Origin of the sequence: Aneurinibacillus sp. REN35 (assembly GCF_041379945.2) — a bacterium.
Lineage (GTDB): Bacteria > Bacillota > Bacilli > Aneurinibacillales > Aneurinibacillaceae > Aneurinibacillus.
The window spans coordinates 1-16,733 of the sequence record NZ_JBFTXJ020000001.1 but is presented as its reverse complement, the minus strand read 5'-3'; the positions used below and the strand labels follow the sequence as shown (position 1 = coordinate 16,733).

The 16,733-nt window shown below is 47.4% G+C and carries 17 protein-coding genes and 2 riboswitches; of the genes, 7 read left to right on the top strand and 10 right to left on the bottom strand.

The annotated features are described in order from the left end of the window. Nucleotides 1–5: 5 nt before the first annotated feature. Genes AB3351_RS00085 through AB3351_RS00065 form a run of 5 tightly spaced genes read right to left on the bottom strand, consistent with a single transcriptional unit; the run spans nucleotide 6 to nucleotide 5,377 of the window. Complete coding sequence (locus tag AB3351_RS00085) at nucleotides 6–2,312, bottom strand: xanthine dehydrogenase family protein molybdopterin-binding subunit (protein ID WP_371145071.1); 2,307 nt, start codon at nucleotides 2,310–2,312, stop codon at nucleotides 6–8. Then, a complete protein-coding gene (locus tag AB3351_RS00080) occupies nucleotides 2,309–3,187 on the bottom strand; it encodes an FAD binding domain-containing protein (RefSeq protein WP_371145070.1) in 879 nt (292 codons plus the stop codon). The genes AB3351_RS00085 and AB3351_RS00080 overlap by 4 nt, the downstream gene beginning before the upstream one ends. Further along, entirely contained in the window at nucleotides 3,184–3,762 is a 579-nt protein-coding gene (locus AB3351_RS00075) for a nucleotidyltransferase family protein (RefSeq protein WP_371145069.1), read from the bottom strand. The genes AB3351_RS00080 and AB3351_RS00075 overlap by 4 nt, the downstream gene beginning before the upstream one ends. A gap of 4 nt (nucleotides 3,763–3,766) precedes the next feature. Next, the gene (locus AB3351_RS00070; RefSeq protein WP_371145068.1) at nucleotides 3,767–4,894 is read right to left on the bottom strand and encodes an XdhC family protein; all 1,128 of its coding nucleotides are present in this window, start codon (nucleotides 4,892–4,894) and stop codon (nucleotides 3,767–3,769) included. Nucleotides 4,895–4,900: 6 nt separating this feature from the next. Next, nucleotides 4,901–5,377: a (2Fe-2S)-binding protein gene (locus AB3351_RS00065; protein WP_371145067.1), complete on the bottom strand. Its 477-nt coding sequence runs from the start codon at nucleotides 5,375–5,377 to the stop codon at nucleotides 4,901–4,903. 49 nt (nucleotides 5,378–5,426) lie between these two features. Next, nucleotides 5,427–5,528: riboswitch (purine riboswitch) on the bottom strand. Between the two features lie 217 nt (nucleotides 5,529–5,745). Then, nucleotides 5,746–5,846: riboswitch (purine riboswitch) on the top strand. A 128-nt stretch (nucleotides 5,847–5,974) separates the two neighbouring features. On the opposite strand from AB3351_RS00065, the gene AB3351_RS00060 reads away from it, so the two are divergent. The 4 genes from AB3351_RS00060 to AB3351_RS00045 all read left to right on the top strand — a co-directional run bounded on the left by AB3351_RS00060 (nucleotide 5,975) and on the right by AB3351_RS00045 (nucleotide 10,285). Then, entirely contained in the window at nucleotides 5,975–7,375 is a 1,401-nt protein-coding gene (locus tag AB3351_RS00060) for an NCS2 family permease (RefSeq protein WP_371145066.1), read from the top strand. 55 nt (nucleotides 7,376–7,430) lie between these two features. Next, nucleotides 7,431–8,774, top strand: a complete 1,344-nt coding sequence (locus AB3351_RS00055) for a 5'-deoxyadenosine deaminase (RefSeq protein WP_371145065.1) — start codon at nucleotides 7,431–7,433, stop codon at nucleotides 8,772–8,774. 262 nt (nucleotides 8,775–9,036) lie between these two features. Then, nucleotides 9,037–9,330, top strand: coding sequence for a YciI family protein (locus AB3351_RS00050; RefSeq protein ID WP_371145064.1), 294 nt, complete (start codon nucleotides 9,037–9,039; stop codon nucleotides 9,328–9,330). Between the two features lie 28 nt (nucleotides 9,331–9,358). Continuing rightward, entirely contained in the window at nucleotides 9,359–10,285 is a 927-nt protein-coding gene (locus AB3351_RS00045; protein WP_371145063.1) for a nucleoside hydrolase, read from the top strand. A 64-nt stretch (nucleotides 10,286–10,349) separates the two neighbouring features. On the opposite strand, the gene AB3351_RS00040 is transcribed toward AB3351_RS00045, so the two are convergent. Further along, nucleotides 10,350–10,712, bottom strand: coding sequence for a Na-translocating system protein MpsC family protein (locus AB3351_RS00040; RefSeq protein WP_371145062.1), 363 nt, complete (start codon nucleotides 10,710–10,712; stop codon nucleotides 10,350–10,352). Nucleotides 10,713–10,770: 58 nt separating this feature from the next. After that, complete coding sequence (locus tag AB3351_RS00035) at nucleotides 10,771–11,460, bottom strand: HEAT repeat domain-containing protein (RefSeq protein WP_371145061.1); 690 nt, start codon at nucleotides 11,458–11,460, stop codon at nucleotides 10,771–10,773. 207 nt (nucleotides 11,461–11,667) lie between these two features. On the opposite strand from AB3351_RS00035, the gene AB3351_RS00030 reads away from it, so the two are divergent. The 3 genes from AB3351_RS00030 to AB3351_RS00020 all read left to right on the top strand — a co-directional run bounded on the left by AB3351_RS00030 (nucleotide 11,668) and on the right by AB3351_RS00020 (nucleotide 15,032). Beyond that, nucleotides 11,668–12,351, top strand: coding sequence for a response regulator transcription factor (locus tag AB3351_RS00030; RefSeq protein ID WP_371145060.1), 684 nt, complete (start codon nucleotides 11,668–11,670; stop codon nucleotides 12,349–12,351). A 1-nt stretch (nucleotide 12,352) separates the two neighbouring features. After that, on the top strand, nucleotides 12,353–13,825 hold the full coding sequence (locus AB3351_RS00025; RefSeq protein ID WP_371145059.1) for a sensor histidine kinase: 1,473 nt from the start codon (nucleotides 12,353–12,355) through the stop codon (nucleotides 13,823–13,825). A gap of 97 nt (nucleotides 13,826–13,922) precedes the next feature. Further along, nucleotides 13,923–15,032 (top strand): TolB family protein, encoded by a 1,110-nt coding sequence (locus AB3351_RS00020; protein WP_371145058.1) that lies wholly within the window; start codon nucleotides 13,923–13,925, stop codon nucleotides 15,030–15,032. A gap of 252 nt (nucleotides 15,033–15,284) precedes the next feature. Here the strand turns inward: AB3351_RS00020 and AB3351_RS00015 are convergent, their stop codons facing one another. From AB3351_RS00015 to AB3351_RS00005, 3 genes are all read right to left on the bottom strand, one after another. Further along, nucleotides 15,285–15,830: a DUF1697 domain-containing protein gene (locus AB3351_RS00015; protein ID WP_371145057.1), complete on the bottom strand. Its 546-nt coding sequence runs from the start codon at nucleotides 15,828–15,830 to the stop codon at nucleotides 15,285–15,287. A gap of 147 nt (nucleotides 15,831–15,977) precedes the next feature. Beyond that, the gene (locus AB3351_RS00010; protein ID WP_371145056.1) at nucleotides 15,978–16,454 is read right to left on the bottom strand and encodes a GNAT family N-acetyltransferase; all 477 of its coding nucleotides are present in this window, start codon (nucleotides 16,452–16,454) and stop codon (nucleotides 15,978–15,980) included. Between the two features lie 73 nt (nucleotides 16,455–16,527). After that, nucleotides 16,528–16,617, bottom strand: coding sequence for a transposase (locus AB3351_RS00005; RefSeq protein WP_371145055.1), 90 nt, complete (start codon nucleotides 16,615–16,617; stop codon nucleotides 16,528–16,530). Nucleotides 16,618–16,733 lie beyond the last annotated feature (116 nt).

Below are 16,733 nucleotides of genomic sequence, written 5' to 3'. Positions count from 1 at the left end.
TCACCTTATACAATCCCCTGCTCCTTCATAGCCCGATAAACGCGTTCCGGCGTTGCAGGCAGATGATTGATTCTGGCCCCCGTCGCATCGTAAATCGCCTGGACGATGGCGGGAATGATCGGGATCATGACGACCTCGCCAATCCCCTTTGCTCCGTATGGACCCGTCGCCTCCTCTTCCTCTACCGGAATGGTTTCAATCACAGGGGTTTCCTTAAAGGTAGGGAGAATGTAGTTGGTAAAATTCGTTGTCTTATTCACTCCCTGCTCCATGATCACGTCCTCATATAACGTATATCCGATGCCCATCACGGCACCGCCCTCAGTCTGTCCTTCCAGGCCCTGCTGATTGAGCACCCTGCCGCAATCCGGAATGGACACGACACGGAGCACTTCGGTTTCGCCTGTAAGCGTATCCACTTCCACCAGCGCCACATGCGTCAAGTATCCGTACAAATAATGCGGCATACCCACATTTTTCCCGATCTGTTTTTTTGCTTTGGGAACCATAAAATGGCCTTCCACCCGCGTAGTTTTTCGCTGTTCATGCAAATGCTCATATACTTCTGCATAGGTCACGCTTCTGCTTGTATCAGAAACAACATACACCCGGCCATCTAGCAGGGCCAATTCCTGCGTCTCAGCCCCCAATATCTCAGCCGCCGTCTTTTTTAACAGGTTAATCATGTACGGTGCGGTCGCAAGGATAGAATTGCCCCCTACATACGTAGAACGGGAGGCCGATACTGTACCGCTGTCAATCGTTTTGCGCGTATCGCCCTGTATTACTTGAATGTCTGGCACATCGCACTCGAGCTCCTCTGCCGCAACAATCGCAAATGCGGTTCCGTTGCCCTGCCCGATATCCTCGGAGCAAACCCCGACAAGAAAACCTCCGCCCGGCAGCAGCTCGATCGTCGCCGCTCCGTAATCCGGCAGGCCGATTCCCATGCCGATACCATGAAACGAGGTCGCCACTCCAATGCCCCGCTTTTTCCAAGGCTCGGAAGGGGCTGCTTTATACGCTGCACGATTTTGCCATAGCTCGCACTTTTCCGCCTCATCCAGTGTCTTCCACGTGCCGACGCTGGACATCACCCGATGTCCCATACTAGATAAGCCGCCTTGATGATAGACATTCTTTTTTCGAATTTCAATGGGGTCCATGCCCAGCTTTTCTGCGATTTTCTCAAGGTTTGCCTCGATAGCCAGTGCAACTTGATTGACCCCGAATCCGCGAAATGCGCCCGCGACTCCATTGTTCGTGTACACACAATACCCGTCCAGATCAACATTCGGAATGTAATACGGACCGCAGGAATGCTCAATGGCTAGACTTACAACTGCTCCCCCCAGCGAAGCATACGCCCCGGTATCCCCATAGGCGACAACCTTGTTGGCAAGCAGGGTGCCGTCTTTTTTTGCCGCTGTTTTCATCGTCACTTTGAAGGGGTGTCTTTTGATGCCGGCTATGACGGACTCTTCTCTCTTGTAGTGAATTTTGACGGGTCTGCCTCCGGTATGCAGCGCAAGCAGCGCCAAATAGATTTGTACGGTAATCTCGTCCTTGCCTCCGAATCCGCCGCCGATGGGATGGGACACCACATGAATGCGCTCCGGATTCCAGGCCAGCACCCGCGCGATCTGCATCCGGTCCCGGTATGCGTATTGACCGGGACAGCGGATCGTTAGCGATCCATCCGCCTCTAGCATCCCCCACCCGCCTTCCGTCTCGATAAACGCATGCATCTGGCGGGGAGAATAGTACGTGTGCTCCACCACGACATCGGCTTCTGCAAACGCCTTCTCCACATCCCCATTCTTTACCTGAATTCGACTATGAATGTTTCCTGATGGATGAAGGCTTGGAGCGCTGTCCTTTATCGCCTCTTCCGGATCAATCAACGGTTCAAGCACCTCGTACTCCACTTCAATCAAAGCAAGCGCTTCTTCAGCAATTTCTTCTGTTTCCGCCGCTACCAGAGCCACCGCATCTCCCATGCAGCGCACCACATCCTTGCAGAGCACCGGCTGATCAGGCACAACAATACCGAACCCGTTAAAACCGGGAATGTCTTCATGTGTGAGCACGCAGATCACCCCGGCATGCTCCCTGGCCTTTGAGACATCCATCCGCTTGATTTTCGCATATGGATGCTGGGAGCGAAGAACCCGTCCCCATGCCATATTCGTATAATGGTAATCGGTCATATATTTTAATTCCCCGGTTACTTTTTCCGGACCGTCCAGCCGCTTGACACGCTTCCCTACCCACCGAAGCTCCTTGCTTTGCACTTCCTCTTCGATCTTCATTTTGCTTCCCACCTTTTTATCAACCGGTATAATCCCCGTTCAACCAACGCGCTGGTCATGTCTCGTCGATATTCAGCCGAAGCCCGGATATCCGAAATCGGCGCCACTTCCTTCCACGCCATCTTGCCGATATCGTGTATACATTCATCTGTGAGCGGCGCACACGCCAGCATCCCCTCACATTTTCTTGCCCGCACAATGGTCGGTCCCACAGAGCCAAGCGCAATTCTTCCGCCCAAACACTCTCGTGAGCCTGGACCCATCGTCAGCATAATGGCTACATTGACGATGGAAATGGCTTGGGCCTTGCGCGGACCCAGCTTCTGAAAAATGGAGCATTCATTCGGCTTCTGCGGCTGGATCACAATCGATGTGATCATCTCGTGCTCCCTCAGTTCTGTACGACGCGGACCGTGAAAGAAATCCTCGATTCGTACTCTTCGCCGACCGGATAGAGACTGCAGTTCAAGCTCGGTATTATATAAATACAGGGCAGGAATCGTATCACCGGCCGGAGAAGCGGTAGCGAGATTGCCGCCAATCGTCCCCATGTTCCGAATTTGTGCAGCACCGACCTCACGACAGGCTTCAACCAGCGCATCCGCCTTTCCCTGCAGCAGAGAGGAACGAAACACATCGGTGTGGGTCGTAAGCGGACCGATATGAATGCCATCCTCCTCTTCCCGGATAAAACGCAGTTCTTTCAAGCCTTTTATATTAATCCAAATATCAGGACGCCGTATTCCCTCCTTCATCTGAACCACCGCATCGGTTCCGCCTGCAAGCAGTCGGGCGGTGCGGCCGGAATTCGCCAAATATGTAAGGCATTCCAATACAGACGTTGGTGAAATCAGCTCAATCTCCGAAACTCTCATATCCCTCTCCCCTTTTCATAGTCTGCGGGTGTATTAAAGTTATACAGCACAGATGCATCCGACATATGCACAGACACGATTTTATTTTGTTCGTCCCTGATAACCCCCTTTAACCCGAGTCCTTCTTCCGTAATGGCGGAAAGAGCAGGCAGCAGACGCGATGAAAACAGAACGGGATGTCCTCTTGTGCCGCCTGCAACAGGAATGTAAATATCCCCCTCTTCCTCCTCGTACGCAGCAAGGAGCCGGTCAATGCTCCCGGCGGATACCGGCTGATCAATATTTACAAATAAAACCGCCTCACAATCTGGGGAGAGAGCCGTAAGTCCTTTGATGATTGAACGGGTCTTTCCCTGCTTCCATTCCTCATTCCAGACCACATGCGTCCGCTCGGAAACAAGCGCTTGATATCGTTCCGGCTGATGCCCGAGTACAAGAATAATATGATCAATGCGAGATTTCTCGAGCTGCGCAATCTGATAGACCAGCAGCGGAACTCCCTCCCATGGCAGCAGCCCCTTTGGCTGGCCCATTCTTGAGGATTGACCTGCAGCGAGTAAAATGGCAGCGTACATCCCTTTACACTTCCTGGACCTGCGATGCAGAGACAGGAATATACGGCTGAACAAAAAACGTATATCTTCCTCCGCAAACCGGCTGAAATGAGTTGTAGCTGCCGCTAAAATCCACCTCTTGCCGCACAGGTGTTCCAGTATAGAGAGCGTGACGGGCCGCTTCAATGATCTCGCTCTCCCTTCTGCCCCCACCGATCGTTCCGTAGGTTTTCCCGCTTTCCCATACAAGCATGCGGCTGCCCACCCCACGCGGTACATGGCCGCTGCTTCCGATAATGGTTACGAGAGCACAGGACTCCTGCTGTTCTCGGGCATAAGCGAGCCGCTCCCAGACAGACACATCCACTTCTCCCCGCTGCTTGCCGTGCGGATGAATATTCTCCTGCTTATGCAGGACGGACAGCGGCCTGCCGGAGCCACCTGCACGAACGAGCTGAATCTCCGCTAAAATCGACAGCGCGATTTCCTGCGGGGTTTCGGAATGGATGTCGAGCCCGACCGGTGCATGAATATTCGGATGGGCTTCAGGCTCTATCCCCCGGTCTCTAAGCAGCGAAAATATGCTTCGAATTTTACGCCTACTTCCTACCATACCAATGTATGGTATATTGCAAGTAAGCAAATGTTCTAAACAAACCGCATCTGTTTGATGTCCCCGGGTGACCAGAATCGCAAAGCTTCTGGAGTGAAGCGCCACCTGAGGCAAAATATCTGCAAAGCTTCCGCAGTGAATGCGTTTAGCGTACGGAAATGTACGCGAATTGGCATATTCGCTTCGATCATCAACAATGACAATCTCATAAGAGAGCAAACTGCCCAGCGCAGCGATATACTCTGCAATATGCCCGCTGCCCATAATAACCAGTGTCGGCTTGGCTTCAAACGGTTCGATCAGAACCTCCATCTTCCTGCCCCCCATCACGATCGACTGAACAGAGACTTGCGTTACGGGAATGTGGGGCAGACGTATTTCTGCTTTTCCTGCTGCACAAATAACGTGGCCGTCGGCATCAAACAGTACGTGGTGTCCGATCTCTGCCGGATTCTCGCTGTTGAGCACTGTAGCAAACGTGGTTTTTTGCTCTGTACGTACTCTGCTCACCAATGTACGAAAAATATTCAGCGCGCTCACCTCCACTCATGCGAACTGCCGCTGGGCTGCCCTGCCTACAGCGTGTATGATTTTCGTATAGCCTGTACAGCGGCATAGATTGCCTGCCAGCGCGTCTTTAATTTCATCGCTGCTCGGGATATGGTCAATGCTGTTTAAGTAGGCGCGCGCTGCCACAATAATTCCGGGCGTACAGTAGCCGCATTGTGTGGCTCCCTCCTCGACAAAGGCTTCCTGCAACCTATCCATTTCCCCCATTGTGCCAATCCCTTCCACCGTCGTGATGTCCTCCCCTTCCACCTGGCCCGCAAGAATGAGACACGAACAAACGGCTTCGTTTTGGATCAATACCGAACAGCTTCCACATTCCCCTTTGCCGCAGCATTCCTTTCCCCCCGTGAGCTGTAAATCTTCACGCAGTACGTCAAGCAGCGTTTTGGCAGGATGAACAGAGACAATAACCGGCTTTTGATTGATGGTGAATGCTATCTCTTTTTTTATCATCGTCTTCCTCCTTTACCTCTTCATAAAAAAACTAGCTACGAGAAAAAACAACCGGTGTGTTTTTTCTCGTAGCTAGGAAATTAACGGTATTCCTGTAGAGACCCTCGAACCGTATTTTCGAGGCTATACGAGGCCTAAGAAAGTATGAATTTTTCATTTTTGCTGTCGTTAGCTGTAATTGAGTACCACTATATTTTTTTGTTTTTCAAACTTCAAACCTATAATTTTCCCATTTTTCTTATTATTTAAAATTTATCTGCTTACTGCGACAGAATTCACCTTTTTTCTCATTCTCACACTATTTTTCTCGCTTGACATGCAAATTAAATATTCTTAAAATTCAAAACATGAGTTTGCAACTTGCGATTCCTTCACAATTTCATATCTCTCGTATAACCCCAGCAATATGGGTTGGGGGTTTCTATTGGAAACCATAAATTTCCTAGCTACGAGAGAGAAGTGGATTCTCATCGCTTCTTTCTCCGGCTAGGTTTTTTTATGTGTATAAGGGAGGTGAACAACTTCAACCATGTTGTATTTGTATAGCAGAAGCTAAAGCCGGCCTCGGGTAAAAGAAAAAGCGAAGGGAGAATCTAGATGAGCATACATCCTCCATTACAGGAAGCGGATCAGGCGCTTGAAACAGAAGAAGACGTACTTGCACCTCCGAATGCAGCGGTTAAACGCGGGTGGCTCGAAAATTTCTTTCGGCTGAGCGAGCGCAACACTACTCCTAAAACAGAGTTTATTGCAGGCATGACTACGTTTATGACAATGAGCTATATCATTTTCGTGAATCCTCTTATTCTTTCAGATGCAGGCATTCCGAAAGAAGCAGCTGTGGCAGCCACCATTTTCTCCTGCATTTTCGGCACGCTAATGTATGCCCTGATGGCAAACATGCCGGTTGCCGTCGGTCCGGGCATGGGACTCAACGCTTTCTTTACGTATACAGTCGTGCTGGGAATGGGACTAACATGGCAGACAGGCCTGGGAGCGGTGTTTATATCGGGGGTTGTCTTTCTCATCCTTACCATCACCGGGGTGCGAAAAAAAATCATTGCTGCCGTCCCCCAATCACTGCGCTCCGCTATCGGAGTGGGAGTTGGCTTATTTATCGCTTTAATCGGATTGAAAAATGCCGGTTTGGTAATCAGCAGCAAAGATACGATCGTCTCTTTAGGCAATCTCCATTCTCCCGGGGTGCTCATTGCACTTACCGGACTCATGTTAACTGCCCTTCTCATCGCCCGGGGCGTCAAAGGCGCACTCGTCATCAGCATTATTGCCACAACCGTACTGTCCATGATTGTAGGCGCTTCGCAGGCACCGGCAAGCATCAGCAATATCATCTCTTTTTCGATGCCGAGCGTTGCGGATACCTTCCTGCACATGGACATTAAAGCCGCACTTGCCTATGGCATCGTTTCTGTCATCTTCTCCTTTACGATTGTGGAGCTGTTCGATAATTCCGCAACGCTGCTGGGATTGGCAAACAAGGCGGGGCTGGTAGATAAGAATGGGGAGATCCCCAACTTAAACCGAGCTTTTGTGGCGGACGCATTTGCTACAATGGGCAGCGCCACATTGGGTACCACAGCGATGAATGTATATGTAGAAAATGCCACAGGTATTTCAGAAGGAGGAAAAACCGGCTTAACAGCGCTAGTAGTGGCAGGATTTTTTATGCTGGCCCTCCTTTTCACACCGCTGGTTACGCTCATCCCCGGATTTGCGACCGCACCGGTGCTCATTCTTGTAGGCGTTTTCATGTTCAACGAGATTCGACACATTCCGTTCGATGATTTTACGGAGCTGGTGCCAGCCTTCCTCACCATCATCATGATGCCTTTAACCTTCAGCATTACCCAGGGGCTTGCCTTTGGCTTCATTTCGTACAGCCTACTGAAGGTCCTGACAGGACGCCACCACGAAGTAACTTGGACCGTTCACTTTATCAGTCTGGCTTTTATTATTAACATGATATACCGCGTCTAAAGACGTTTATACCAAACGTGCTTATCATACAGAACATAAAGAAGGCGGGATGTATATGGAAACCACCCTGATTAAAAATGCACAGATCATCACAATGGATGCAAACGACCTTATTTTAACAGGCGACATTTACATCGAAGGGGATCGAATCAAAGACATCGGTCCGAACCTGCGCTATGAACAGGCAGACAAAGTCATCAATGCGGCGAATCGAGTTGTCATTCCAGGCTTCGTGCAGACGCATATCCATCTCTGTCAAACCCTGTTTAGAGGACAGGCCGATGATTTGGAACTGCTCGATTGGCTAAAAAAACGGATTTGGCCGCTAGAAGCCGCCCATGATGAAGAATCCATTTATTACTCTGCTATGCTTGGAATCGGTGAATTGATCCAAAGCGGTACAACCTGCATCGTAGATATGGAGACCGTGCATCATACCGATTCGGCTCTTCAGGCGATCGCCCAAAGCGGCATACGTGCTCTATCCGGCAAAGTTATGATGGATCGCGGTGGAGATGTGCCGAAGCTTCTGCATGAACAAACCGATGCATCCATCCAGGAAAGCGTCGATCTGCTGGAGAAATGGCACAACTATGATAACGGACGCATTCAGTATGCCTTCTGTCCGCGCTTTGTCGTCTCATGTACGGAAGACTTGCTTACAGCCGTGCGCGATCTCTCCGCTACGTATAATACGATGATTCATACGCATGCATCCGAAAACCGGTCCGAAATCGCTCTCGTCGAATCGGAGCGTGGGATGCGCAACGTCGTCTACCTCGACTCCATTGGCGTAGCCAACGAACGGCTCATCCTGGCCCACTGCGTCTGGCTTGATGAGGAAGAAAAACAAATCATCAAGGACAGAAAAGTGAAAGTCGCCCATTGTCCAGGCTCAAATCTGAAATTGGCCTCCGGAATCGCAGAAGTTCCTGATTTACTCGATAAAGGGATCTTCATGAGCCTGGGTGCAGACGGCGCTCCCTGCAACAACAGCCTTGACATGTTTAATGAAATGCGCTTGGCCGCTCTCATTCAGAAGCCTGTGCACGGCCCCACGTCCATGAATGCAAAAATGGTCTTCGAAATGGCGACCATCGGTGGAGCAAGGGCTGCCGGATTGGATGCGGACATTGGGAGTCTTGAAGTCGGTAAAAAAGCGGATTTGGCTATTCTAAATTTAAATAAATTCCATGCCTATCCGGCTGATAATGTTGACCTGATCTCCAGAATTGTTTATTCCGCTTCCAAGGCCGACGTAGAAACAACGATGGTCAACGGACGAATTCTGATGGAGAATCGCATCATGAAAACGGTGGATGAACACATCGTTCTGCAGGAGGCCAATCAGTCCATTCATCGCTTGCTAAAGCGTTTGCCGTCTATTGTATCCGTATAACTAACGTGTGTTGATCAAGCAAAACTGTAGGGGTTTCCATTCAGGGAGTGCACGCGCTTAGCCACGAGTGTGTACTTCTCCCTGCCAATCATGCTGCACACGCTTATCTTTCCACTGCATATCGCTCTATTCTTTTTCCCATGCATATATATAATTTATAATGTTTTTCATCTATTTTAAATTATTAATTTATTTATTACAAGGAAAACTTGTATATTCGCTTATTGTTGGTACCATACAGGGAACAAAAGGAGGACATACGATGCCCTTATACTATATCGCGTTCATGGAAACGATCGAGGCAAACAAAGATAAAGAGGTCCGCACCGAACACATTGAATACTTGAATGATCTCATACAGAAGGGGAAAATAATAGCCAAAGGCCCTTTTACGGATGAAAGCGGCGGACTCATTATTTTCACAGCGAACTCATTGGAAGAAGCACAGCAATTAGCCCAAAATGACCCGGCAGCACTAGCAAGCAGCCGCCTGTTTACTGTCCGCGAATGGAAAAGCAGCCGGGAGCTGAGCGGAGCCTGCGAGCAAAACGTATAAGGGAGATACAGCTCACAAGGAGGAACACATGAAGCCAGTTATTCTAGATGTAGACACCGGCATTGACGACGCAATGGCTATCGGCTATGCCCTGAACGCTCCAGAGCTCGATGTCATCGGTATTACAACCTGCTTTGGCAACGGCACAGTAGAACATACAACCCGGAATACGCTTCAGGTACTTGATCTATTTGAACGCGCACACATCCCCGTTTATCCTGGAGCGAGCGCTCCTCTCGTACGCGAAGCGCGAGAGGCTCCCATATGGATACACGGAAGCAATGGTCTCGCCGACATAACGCTTGCCGCACCAACCCAATCCCCCAAAAATATACCGGCACACGAATTTCTTATCGCTTCGATCAAAGAGAGGCCCGGAGATGTGACAGTCATTGCCACAGGCAGTCTGACCAATATAGCCATAGCCATAAAAAAAGCACCAGAGATTGTACCGCTGATGAAAGAATTAATCATTATGGGAGGAGCGGTGCATGTGCCGGGTAACGTCACACCGTATGCGGAAGCAAATATATACGCTGATCCAGAGGCAGCCGAGATCGTGCTTCAATCCGGCGCCCGAATTACCCTTATCGGCCTGGACGTTACCATGCAAGCCGTATTAAAGGAAAGTCAGCTCGCCATATGGCAGCAGCAGAATACTCCTGCCTCAGCTTTTTTAGCCGAAGCCTGCGCTTTTTATATGAATGCGTATCGTATATCCTCACCTGAGCTTGGCGGATGTGCGCTTCACGACCCGCTCGCCGTGGGAGTGGCCATCGATCCGACTTTCGTTACGACCTCCTCCATGCCCATTTACGTGGACACAACTGGCGATACACTGGGGCAAACAAAACCTTTGGACAGTGCGGACCCTACACGGGAGCGGATAACGGTTTGTACAGACGTGGCAGCGGATCGCTTTGTAGAACACTTTCTGCAGCGAACGGCAAAATGAAAAACGGGCCTGCTCGCCAGTCGATGAACTGTGCGGCAGGCCCAACTGCTTTTCTTACACCTATTCACTTCTGCGCAGCTTCGATAAGAAATACGGCTGTTACCGTCATCTCTGTCTCCAAATCATAATCAAGCAAAATCGTTCGTACAGAAACAGAAAACGTCTCCTCGATTCTTTCCCTGAGCCGCCGTTTAAACTCATCACGCAGTGCGGAATCGAGATGCAGGCTCAAGTTCTTATTCCCCTTTTCCAGCGCGCTCAGCTCGGGAAGCCGCGAGCGCTCGGCGAAGATCAATATTTTGTTTTCTGTCACGGTAATGCTCTGTCTTCGCACCCCGGTTCCATACACCTCTATAGTCAGTTCATTGTACAATTGTGAAATGCTTCGCTTATAGGATTGTAAAGATGCTGACAATGTTGAGTGCATAAACGTTCCCCCTACTTCATTGATACAAACAGCGATCCTCCTTCTCAAACATGCAGAATCAGTTCATTCTTGCTAACGCAGACCTGGCAGCTGTTTTCCCATTATGTGAACCGGATTCAGCGATTTCTTCCAACCTGCTTTTTGCAGGTTCATATTTATGGAAGCCCAAAATTTCACAGGCTCTTTCCTGTACATACATATTTTCATCGTCCATATAGCTCATTAGTGTATCAAGCTTATGGTACGGGGTTAGTGCCATAATAGAAAAGAGAAGTTGACATCGTATTTCTTCATCTAATTCCTCTGCTTGAAGCGCTGTATTTAATTCTGCAATCGCCACCATATCGTTCGCTATCAAAGCGGCGTTTGTTTCACTCCCCGGATAATCCTTCGGCAAATCATACCAATCACTTTCAGGATGCTGCTCAAGCAATGTACTAAATGATTGTACACTGCGAAATGCAGGAGACAGATCGGTCTCCTCATGATTGATATAACAAACCCTATATTGCATCGGCCCCCAAAAATAAACACCCACATAGTTTGAATGATCGTCTGTCCACAAAGGAATGATCTCTCTATACATTTCAAACGCTGACAAGCACTCGACCGCTTCGACAATCTCCTGTATACTCATAAGCCGAATAAAAAACTCACATGTTTGCTGTTTATCGCTATGTGACTGTAACGTTTCGATCAAGTCATCACGTAACGTCATTTGAAATGTTTCCATCAATTGCTGTACCATTTCTTCCTCCTCTCCTTTACAATTCCTACCTTTACTTTACTTGATGTCTCGATAAATGCCCAGCGCGTATTTTCGACTTTTCCCTTCCATGGTTGTTCTTTTTCATATAGGTTGGTAAAATCTGTTTCATAAAAGAAACGGAGGTCTGAGCGGTTATGAAGCAAACCCGGTTTGGACGTTATGGTACAGAATGGGCAGGGCTATCCAATGGGCGATAAAATTCTGGTCATTGAGGATGAGCGAAAAATTGCGGATGCGATTGCTTATGCTTTAACCAAGGAAGGCTATGCCGTCGAAGTGGTTGATCGCGGCGATACGGCTATAGATAGAGTGTATGAATTCAAGCCGGCCGCGATTATTCTAGATGTCATGCTTCCCGGAATGGATGGCTACGATATTCTGAAAAAGCTTCAGGACAAAGGGCGAATAGGTGTCATTATGCTCACAGCCAAAGAAGATCTTATCGACAAAATTCTTGGACTTGAGCTCGGTGCGGATGATTATATGTCCAAACCTTTTGATATACGAGAACTGCTTGCGCGTTTAAAATCACTGCTCCGAAGAATGAAAGCCGCAAGGGATGATGACGAGCTGACCGAGGTTGCACTCAGCGGAGTGGTACTGAATGTAAGCAAGCGAACGGCTTTTGCCGGCGATCGGAAGATGGATCTGACACCCAAAGAATACGATTTGCTGGCATTGCTCCTATCCAGCCCTCATCGGGTGTATACAAGGGAGGATCTTCTGAACCTGGTCTGGGGCCTGGATTATATTGGCGGAACGCGCACCGTGGATATCCATGTACAGCGGCTGCGGAAGAAGCTCGGCGCAGACTACAGTGATTTGATACAAACCGTTCATGGCGTCGGTTACAAAGCCTTGGGTGAGTAACGTGAGAGTCAGTATAAAAATCAAATTCAGTATTTTTCTGGCTGTCCTTCTCCTCTTCACGGTCTTTATTTTAAGCCTGCTCGTTCTAGAAGGCATTCAAAAGAATCAGCAATCACAGGTGGAACACCAATTTGCCCAACAGGCAGCAACTGCAAATATTTATTTTATCCAGACGATGATGGCGGAGCAAAGTAAGGTTCCTCATACCTTCCTTGCATCGAAAGGCCGGGAATTTGCTGCGCAATTAGAAATGATAAGCGGCCAACCGGTTGTGTTATATGACCAGCAAGGAAAAATCGTCAGCGAAAAAAAAGCCGCCGGTGCATCCGACAGCCTTGCCAAAACATTGACCTATGCACTCAAAGATAAAACAGCCTATCTGGTGGAAAATGAATCGTTATATTACTTGGCTCCCTTACGAACAGGCAAAGAGCAAGTGGGTGTCGTACAGTTCCATCACTCACTCTCGGAAAACCTGGCGTTTTACAATCAGATTAAGCAGCTCTTTATCCAAATTGGAGCGGGTGTATTTTTCCTAAGCTTTATTCTGGCTTATTTTTATTTTACTTTCTTCGCCGGCGAGATTATCAAGCTTAATCAAACGGTAGACAGAATTCGATCCGGAAATTATGAAGTCCCCTCCCTATCGCGCAAAGATGAGATTGGAGAACTGAGTGAAGGCATCCGGGTGATGAGCCAGCAAATTAAGAAAACCATACAGGACAAGGACAAAGAGCAGGAAAAGCTGTCCCTGGCTGTCCATAAATTGTCCCAACTCGACCAGCAGCAAAAACAATTTATTGGCAGCGTAACACATGAGTTTAAGACGCCTCTCACATCGACCCGTGCGTATATCGATTTGCTTGAATTATATCCGGACGATGAAGAGCTTTTGAACACGGCGATAGTGAATATTAAAAGCGAAACACTGCGGCTTCATGAAATGGTTGAGAAAGTACTTCAATTATCTTCCATGGAGAAATACGAGTTTGAATTCAATAAAGAAAAAGTCGATGTGCAGCAGGCCATTCAAACGGTGCTGAACAGCCTGAAAGGGAAAATGGATAAGTTCGGCATCACACTAGAAACCGATTTAACAAAAGCGTATGTAGAGGCGGACAAAGACTGCATGACCATTGTGCTTGTCAATCTCCTGGATAACGCCATTAAATACAATAAAACCAAGGGTCATATTACTGTGAGGAATGAACGAAGGGACGGACAGGTGATCATTGATATTACGGATACCGGCATCGGAATCCCGGAAGAGTATGCGCGCAAAATCTTCGAGCCGTTCTACACCGTCGATAAAAACAGGTCGCGTGAAAGCGGCGGCACCGGCCTCGGACTTTCGCTTGCCAAAAAGTATACGGAAGCACAAGGAGGTTCGATTTCACTTGTGAGCACAAATGCGGATGGAAGTCATTTTCGCATTATGTTTCCGGCTTACGGCTCAACCGCTTCAAGAACATAACTAACATCCCCGACATGTTTGTTTACTTTTTTGAAATATCTGTTTATATTCCTGGAACATATTCCTGGTACTGTAGGTATCAAGGAGGCGAACGAAAATGAAAAAATTCAAAATCATCTTGGTCGTACCAGCTTTGCTTTTAACGATCACGGCCTGCGCATCAGAAGCTACCGGGAATAAGACCGTCATTAAAGAAGAGCCTGGCAAAACGATCACCGTCATTGACGATGACGGCAAGAAGGCTGGTAATCCCGATATATCCGTGGAAAAGATTGTTAGGTATGAGAACATGGAAGTATCGGATTGGTGGGATGAAAATACGGTCATCGTCTCGAAGGAAAATGAGGCACTGGACAAAATGAGCCAGGAAGAACTGTCAGACTCCCATCCCAGAAGCCTGTATCGGTACAATCTTGAGACCAAAAAATTCGAGCTGCTGAAAGAACAGAAGAACCTGCATCTGGGTGATGCCCGGTTATCCCCCGACAAAAAGCATTTGATCTATCAAGAATATTTATTGGGCGACCCTCTCTTTTTCGTGATGAATCTTACTTCGCAGCATGCATTTCCCCTTTCAGGTGAATCAATCGGAGGTGCCGTCAGCGCGGAATGGGTAGATTCGGACAAGATATTTGGTGCCGCATATAGTGGTACTGCTTATACAGCGACGACTGCAGGCAAAATTTCTGCTGAAAAATGGACGGATGATCCATTGTTCATTGCTGAACAAATAAACGATACGATCTATTACAACACTCATTCCAATGCGACATTAACGACAGTGGATTTGAAGACGAAGAAAAAGACTAGCCTGAAGCTTGACCATGTGGTGGGTGTATATCCTTCGCCGGACAAGAAACAAATGCTGGTATTGCAGTCCAATGGCTCCAAAGAAACGCTGATCCTGTGCGATCTAAACGGCGAAAACAAAAAAACGCTTGCCGAAGGTACGGAGCTTGGCGGCGTTTCATGGTCATCGGATCAGAGGATGATTGCATACAGTCTGAAACCCGAAGCTAACTCCGCATCCGGGAACAGTCTCTATGTTTACGATCTGTTAAGCCATGAGCCCACCAAGCTGGCCGTGGGGATCGAGAATGCAGCAACCTCATGGAGCCCTTCCGGCAAGGAGCTGGTGTATACCGAATGGAATGGAAAGCAGTTTAAAAGCAGCATCGTCTATTTAAATTTCTCATTACAAAAATAAACCTCGGTGGATTTTAACCAGGTTTTTCAGTCGCCACAAAGATGGCAGCTTCTTAGTTTAATTAGGCATAGAGCGTAACCAATCTTTATTAGGAAAAAAATGCTTGAGCAAGGTGTGGCTCTATCATCTTGAACGAAGCAACTTCATCTTGCTCTTTTTCTATACCCCAGCCATTTTTCTGTAATTGGAGCGTCTACACTTATCTAGACAGATAAGGAGCCCCAAATATGACGAAGCGAGAACGCCGCATATTCACGCCTCTGCCGCCTGCATAAGTTCGTATATTTTGCGCGCTGTATTTACATTCCTGATTGTCATTTGTCGATATGGCTTTGAACCGATGAGTTTAGACATACCGGATTTGGTACTATTCTTCTTTTCAATCGACCATAGAATGGCTCCAGGAGCGTATTTCACCGTATCAATTTCCGGTTTGATGACCAGATTAGTAAGCACTGACTCATCATCAATTTCGTCCCATAAAAACAGCACATCACTTCTCATCTGTTGGTCGTTCGTCCATGACTCTGGAAGGGAGTGTATAACTTTTTTAATATCGTCAAAACTACGAACTAAAACTTTAATTTGTAGTCCGAAGTCTGTATGTATAGCCTCTTCTAAAATATAGGATATTGTTGTTTTTGATTGACCATTTACCGTGAATATAATATTACCTGAATTGATATATGTAACTACAGAGCCCATGCCTACTCGTTCAAAAGTTTTTTTAAGCAGCTTCATGTCAATTTTATTTTTCCCACCAACATTGATTCCCCTAAGCAGTGCGACATAGACCATGATAATCCTCCAATTTTCATTTTATGCAAAACATTTGACGGATTCGAGCAAGAATTCTGTCGCTACCCCTTGGATAGTTCCCTTTTTACATAGTAAAGATCATCGGACATAGATAGTCAACAAAACAGAATCCCAAGCCAAAATACATTAGGAGCCCACCTTTTTAACCATCTTAAAATTATCTAATTTGACGCCCCTTTTTTCTACGGTCTGTGAATAAATTACTCGGTACCCGTGACGTTCAAAGAACGGTTTAGCTGTAATACTAGCTTCTGTATTAATTTCTACAAGTCTTAGTCTTCTGGCTTCAGATTCTAGAACATTCACCAAATCTGAAGCGATTCCTTGCCCCTGAAACTCTTTATGAATAAAAAGCCTGTCGAGGTATCCATCATGAGTCATATCACTAAAACCGACAATTTTACCTTTATCTTCAGCCACATATGTAATGTTGCGACCCATAGAATCTTTCCAACTTATCATCTTATTTCCTTTTTCATCTTTAGGTGCCCAGGCATCAAGTTGCTCTTGTGTATAATCCCTTGCGTTTACCGAATGGACTGTTTCATAAAACAGCGAAACGATCTGAGTAATATCCGAATCACAGAACTTTCTAATCTCCATAAACTTTTGTCCTCCCCACTATCTACTTGTAGAAATTAGGTTATTCTATCGCATTCCGTAACAACCCTGTTCGCTACTTCAATAAAACATCCTTTTTCACTCCTGTTACCCAGCGATACAGGGTGTTTTCATGCAGCCCAAGCTCACGTGCAGCCTGCGCCATCGCAGACTAATTCCTTAGGGTCATATAAGGAATTCTGTATTCCATAAGAGAATACTTATTTCACGAGTGTTGATTAGCCAAAAAAAGTAAATAAAAAACGAAAAAGAGGCGCCTTT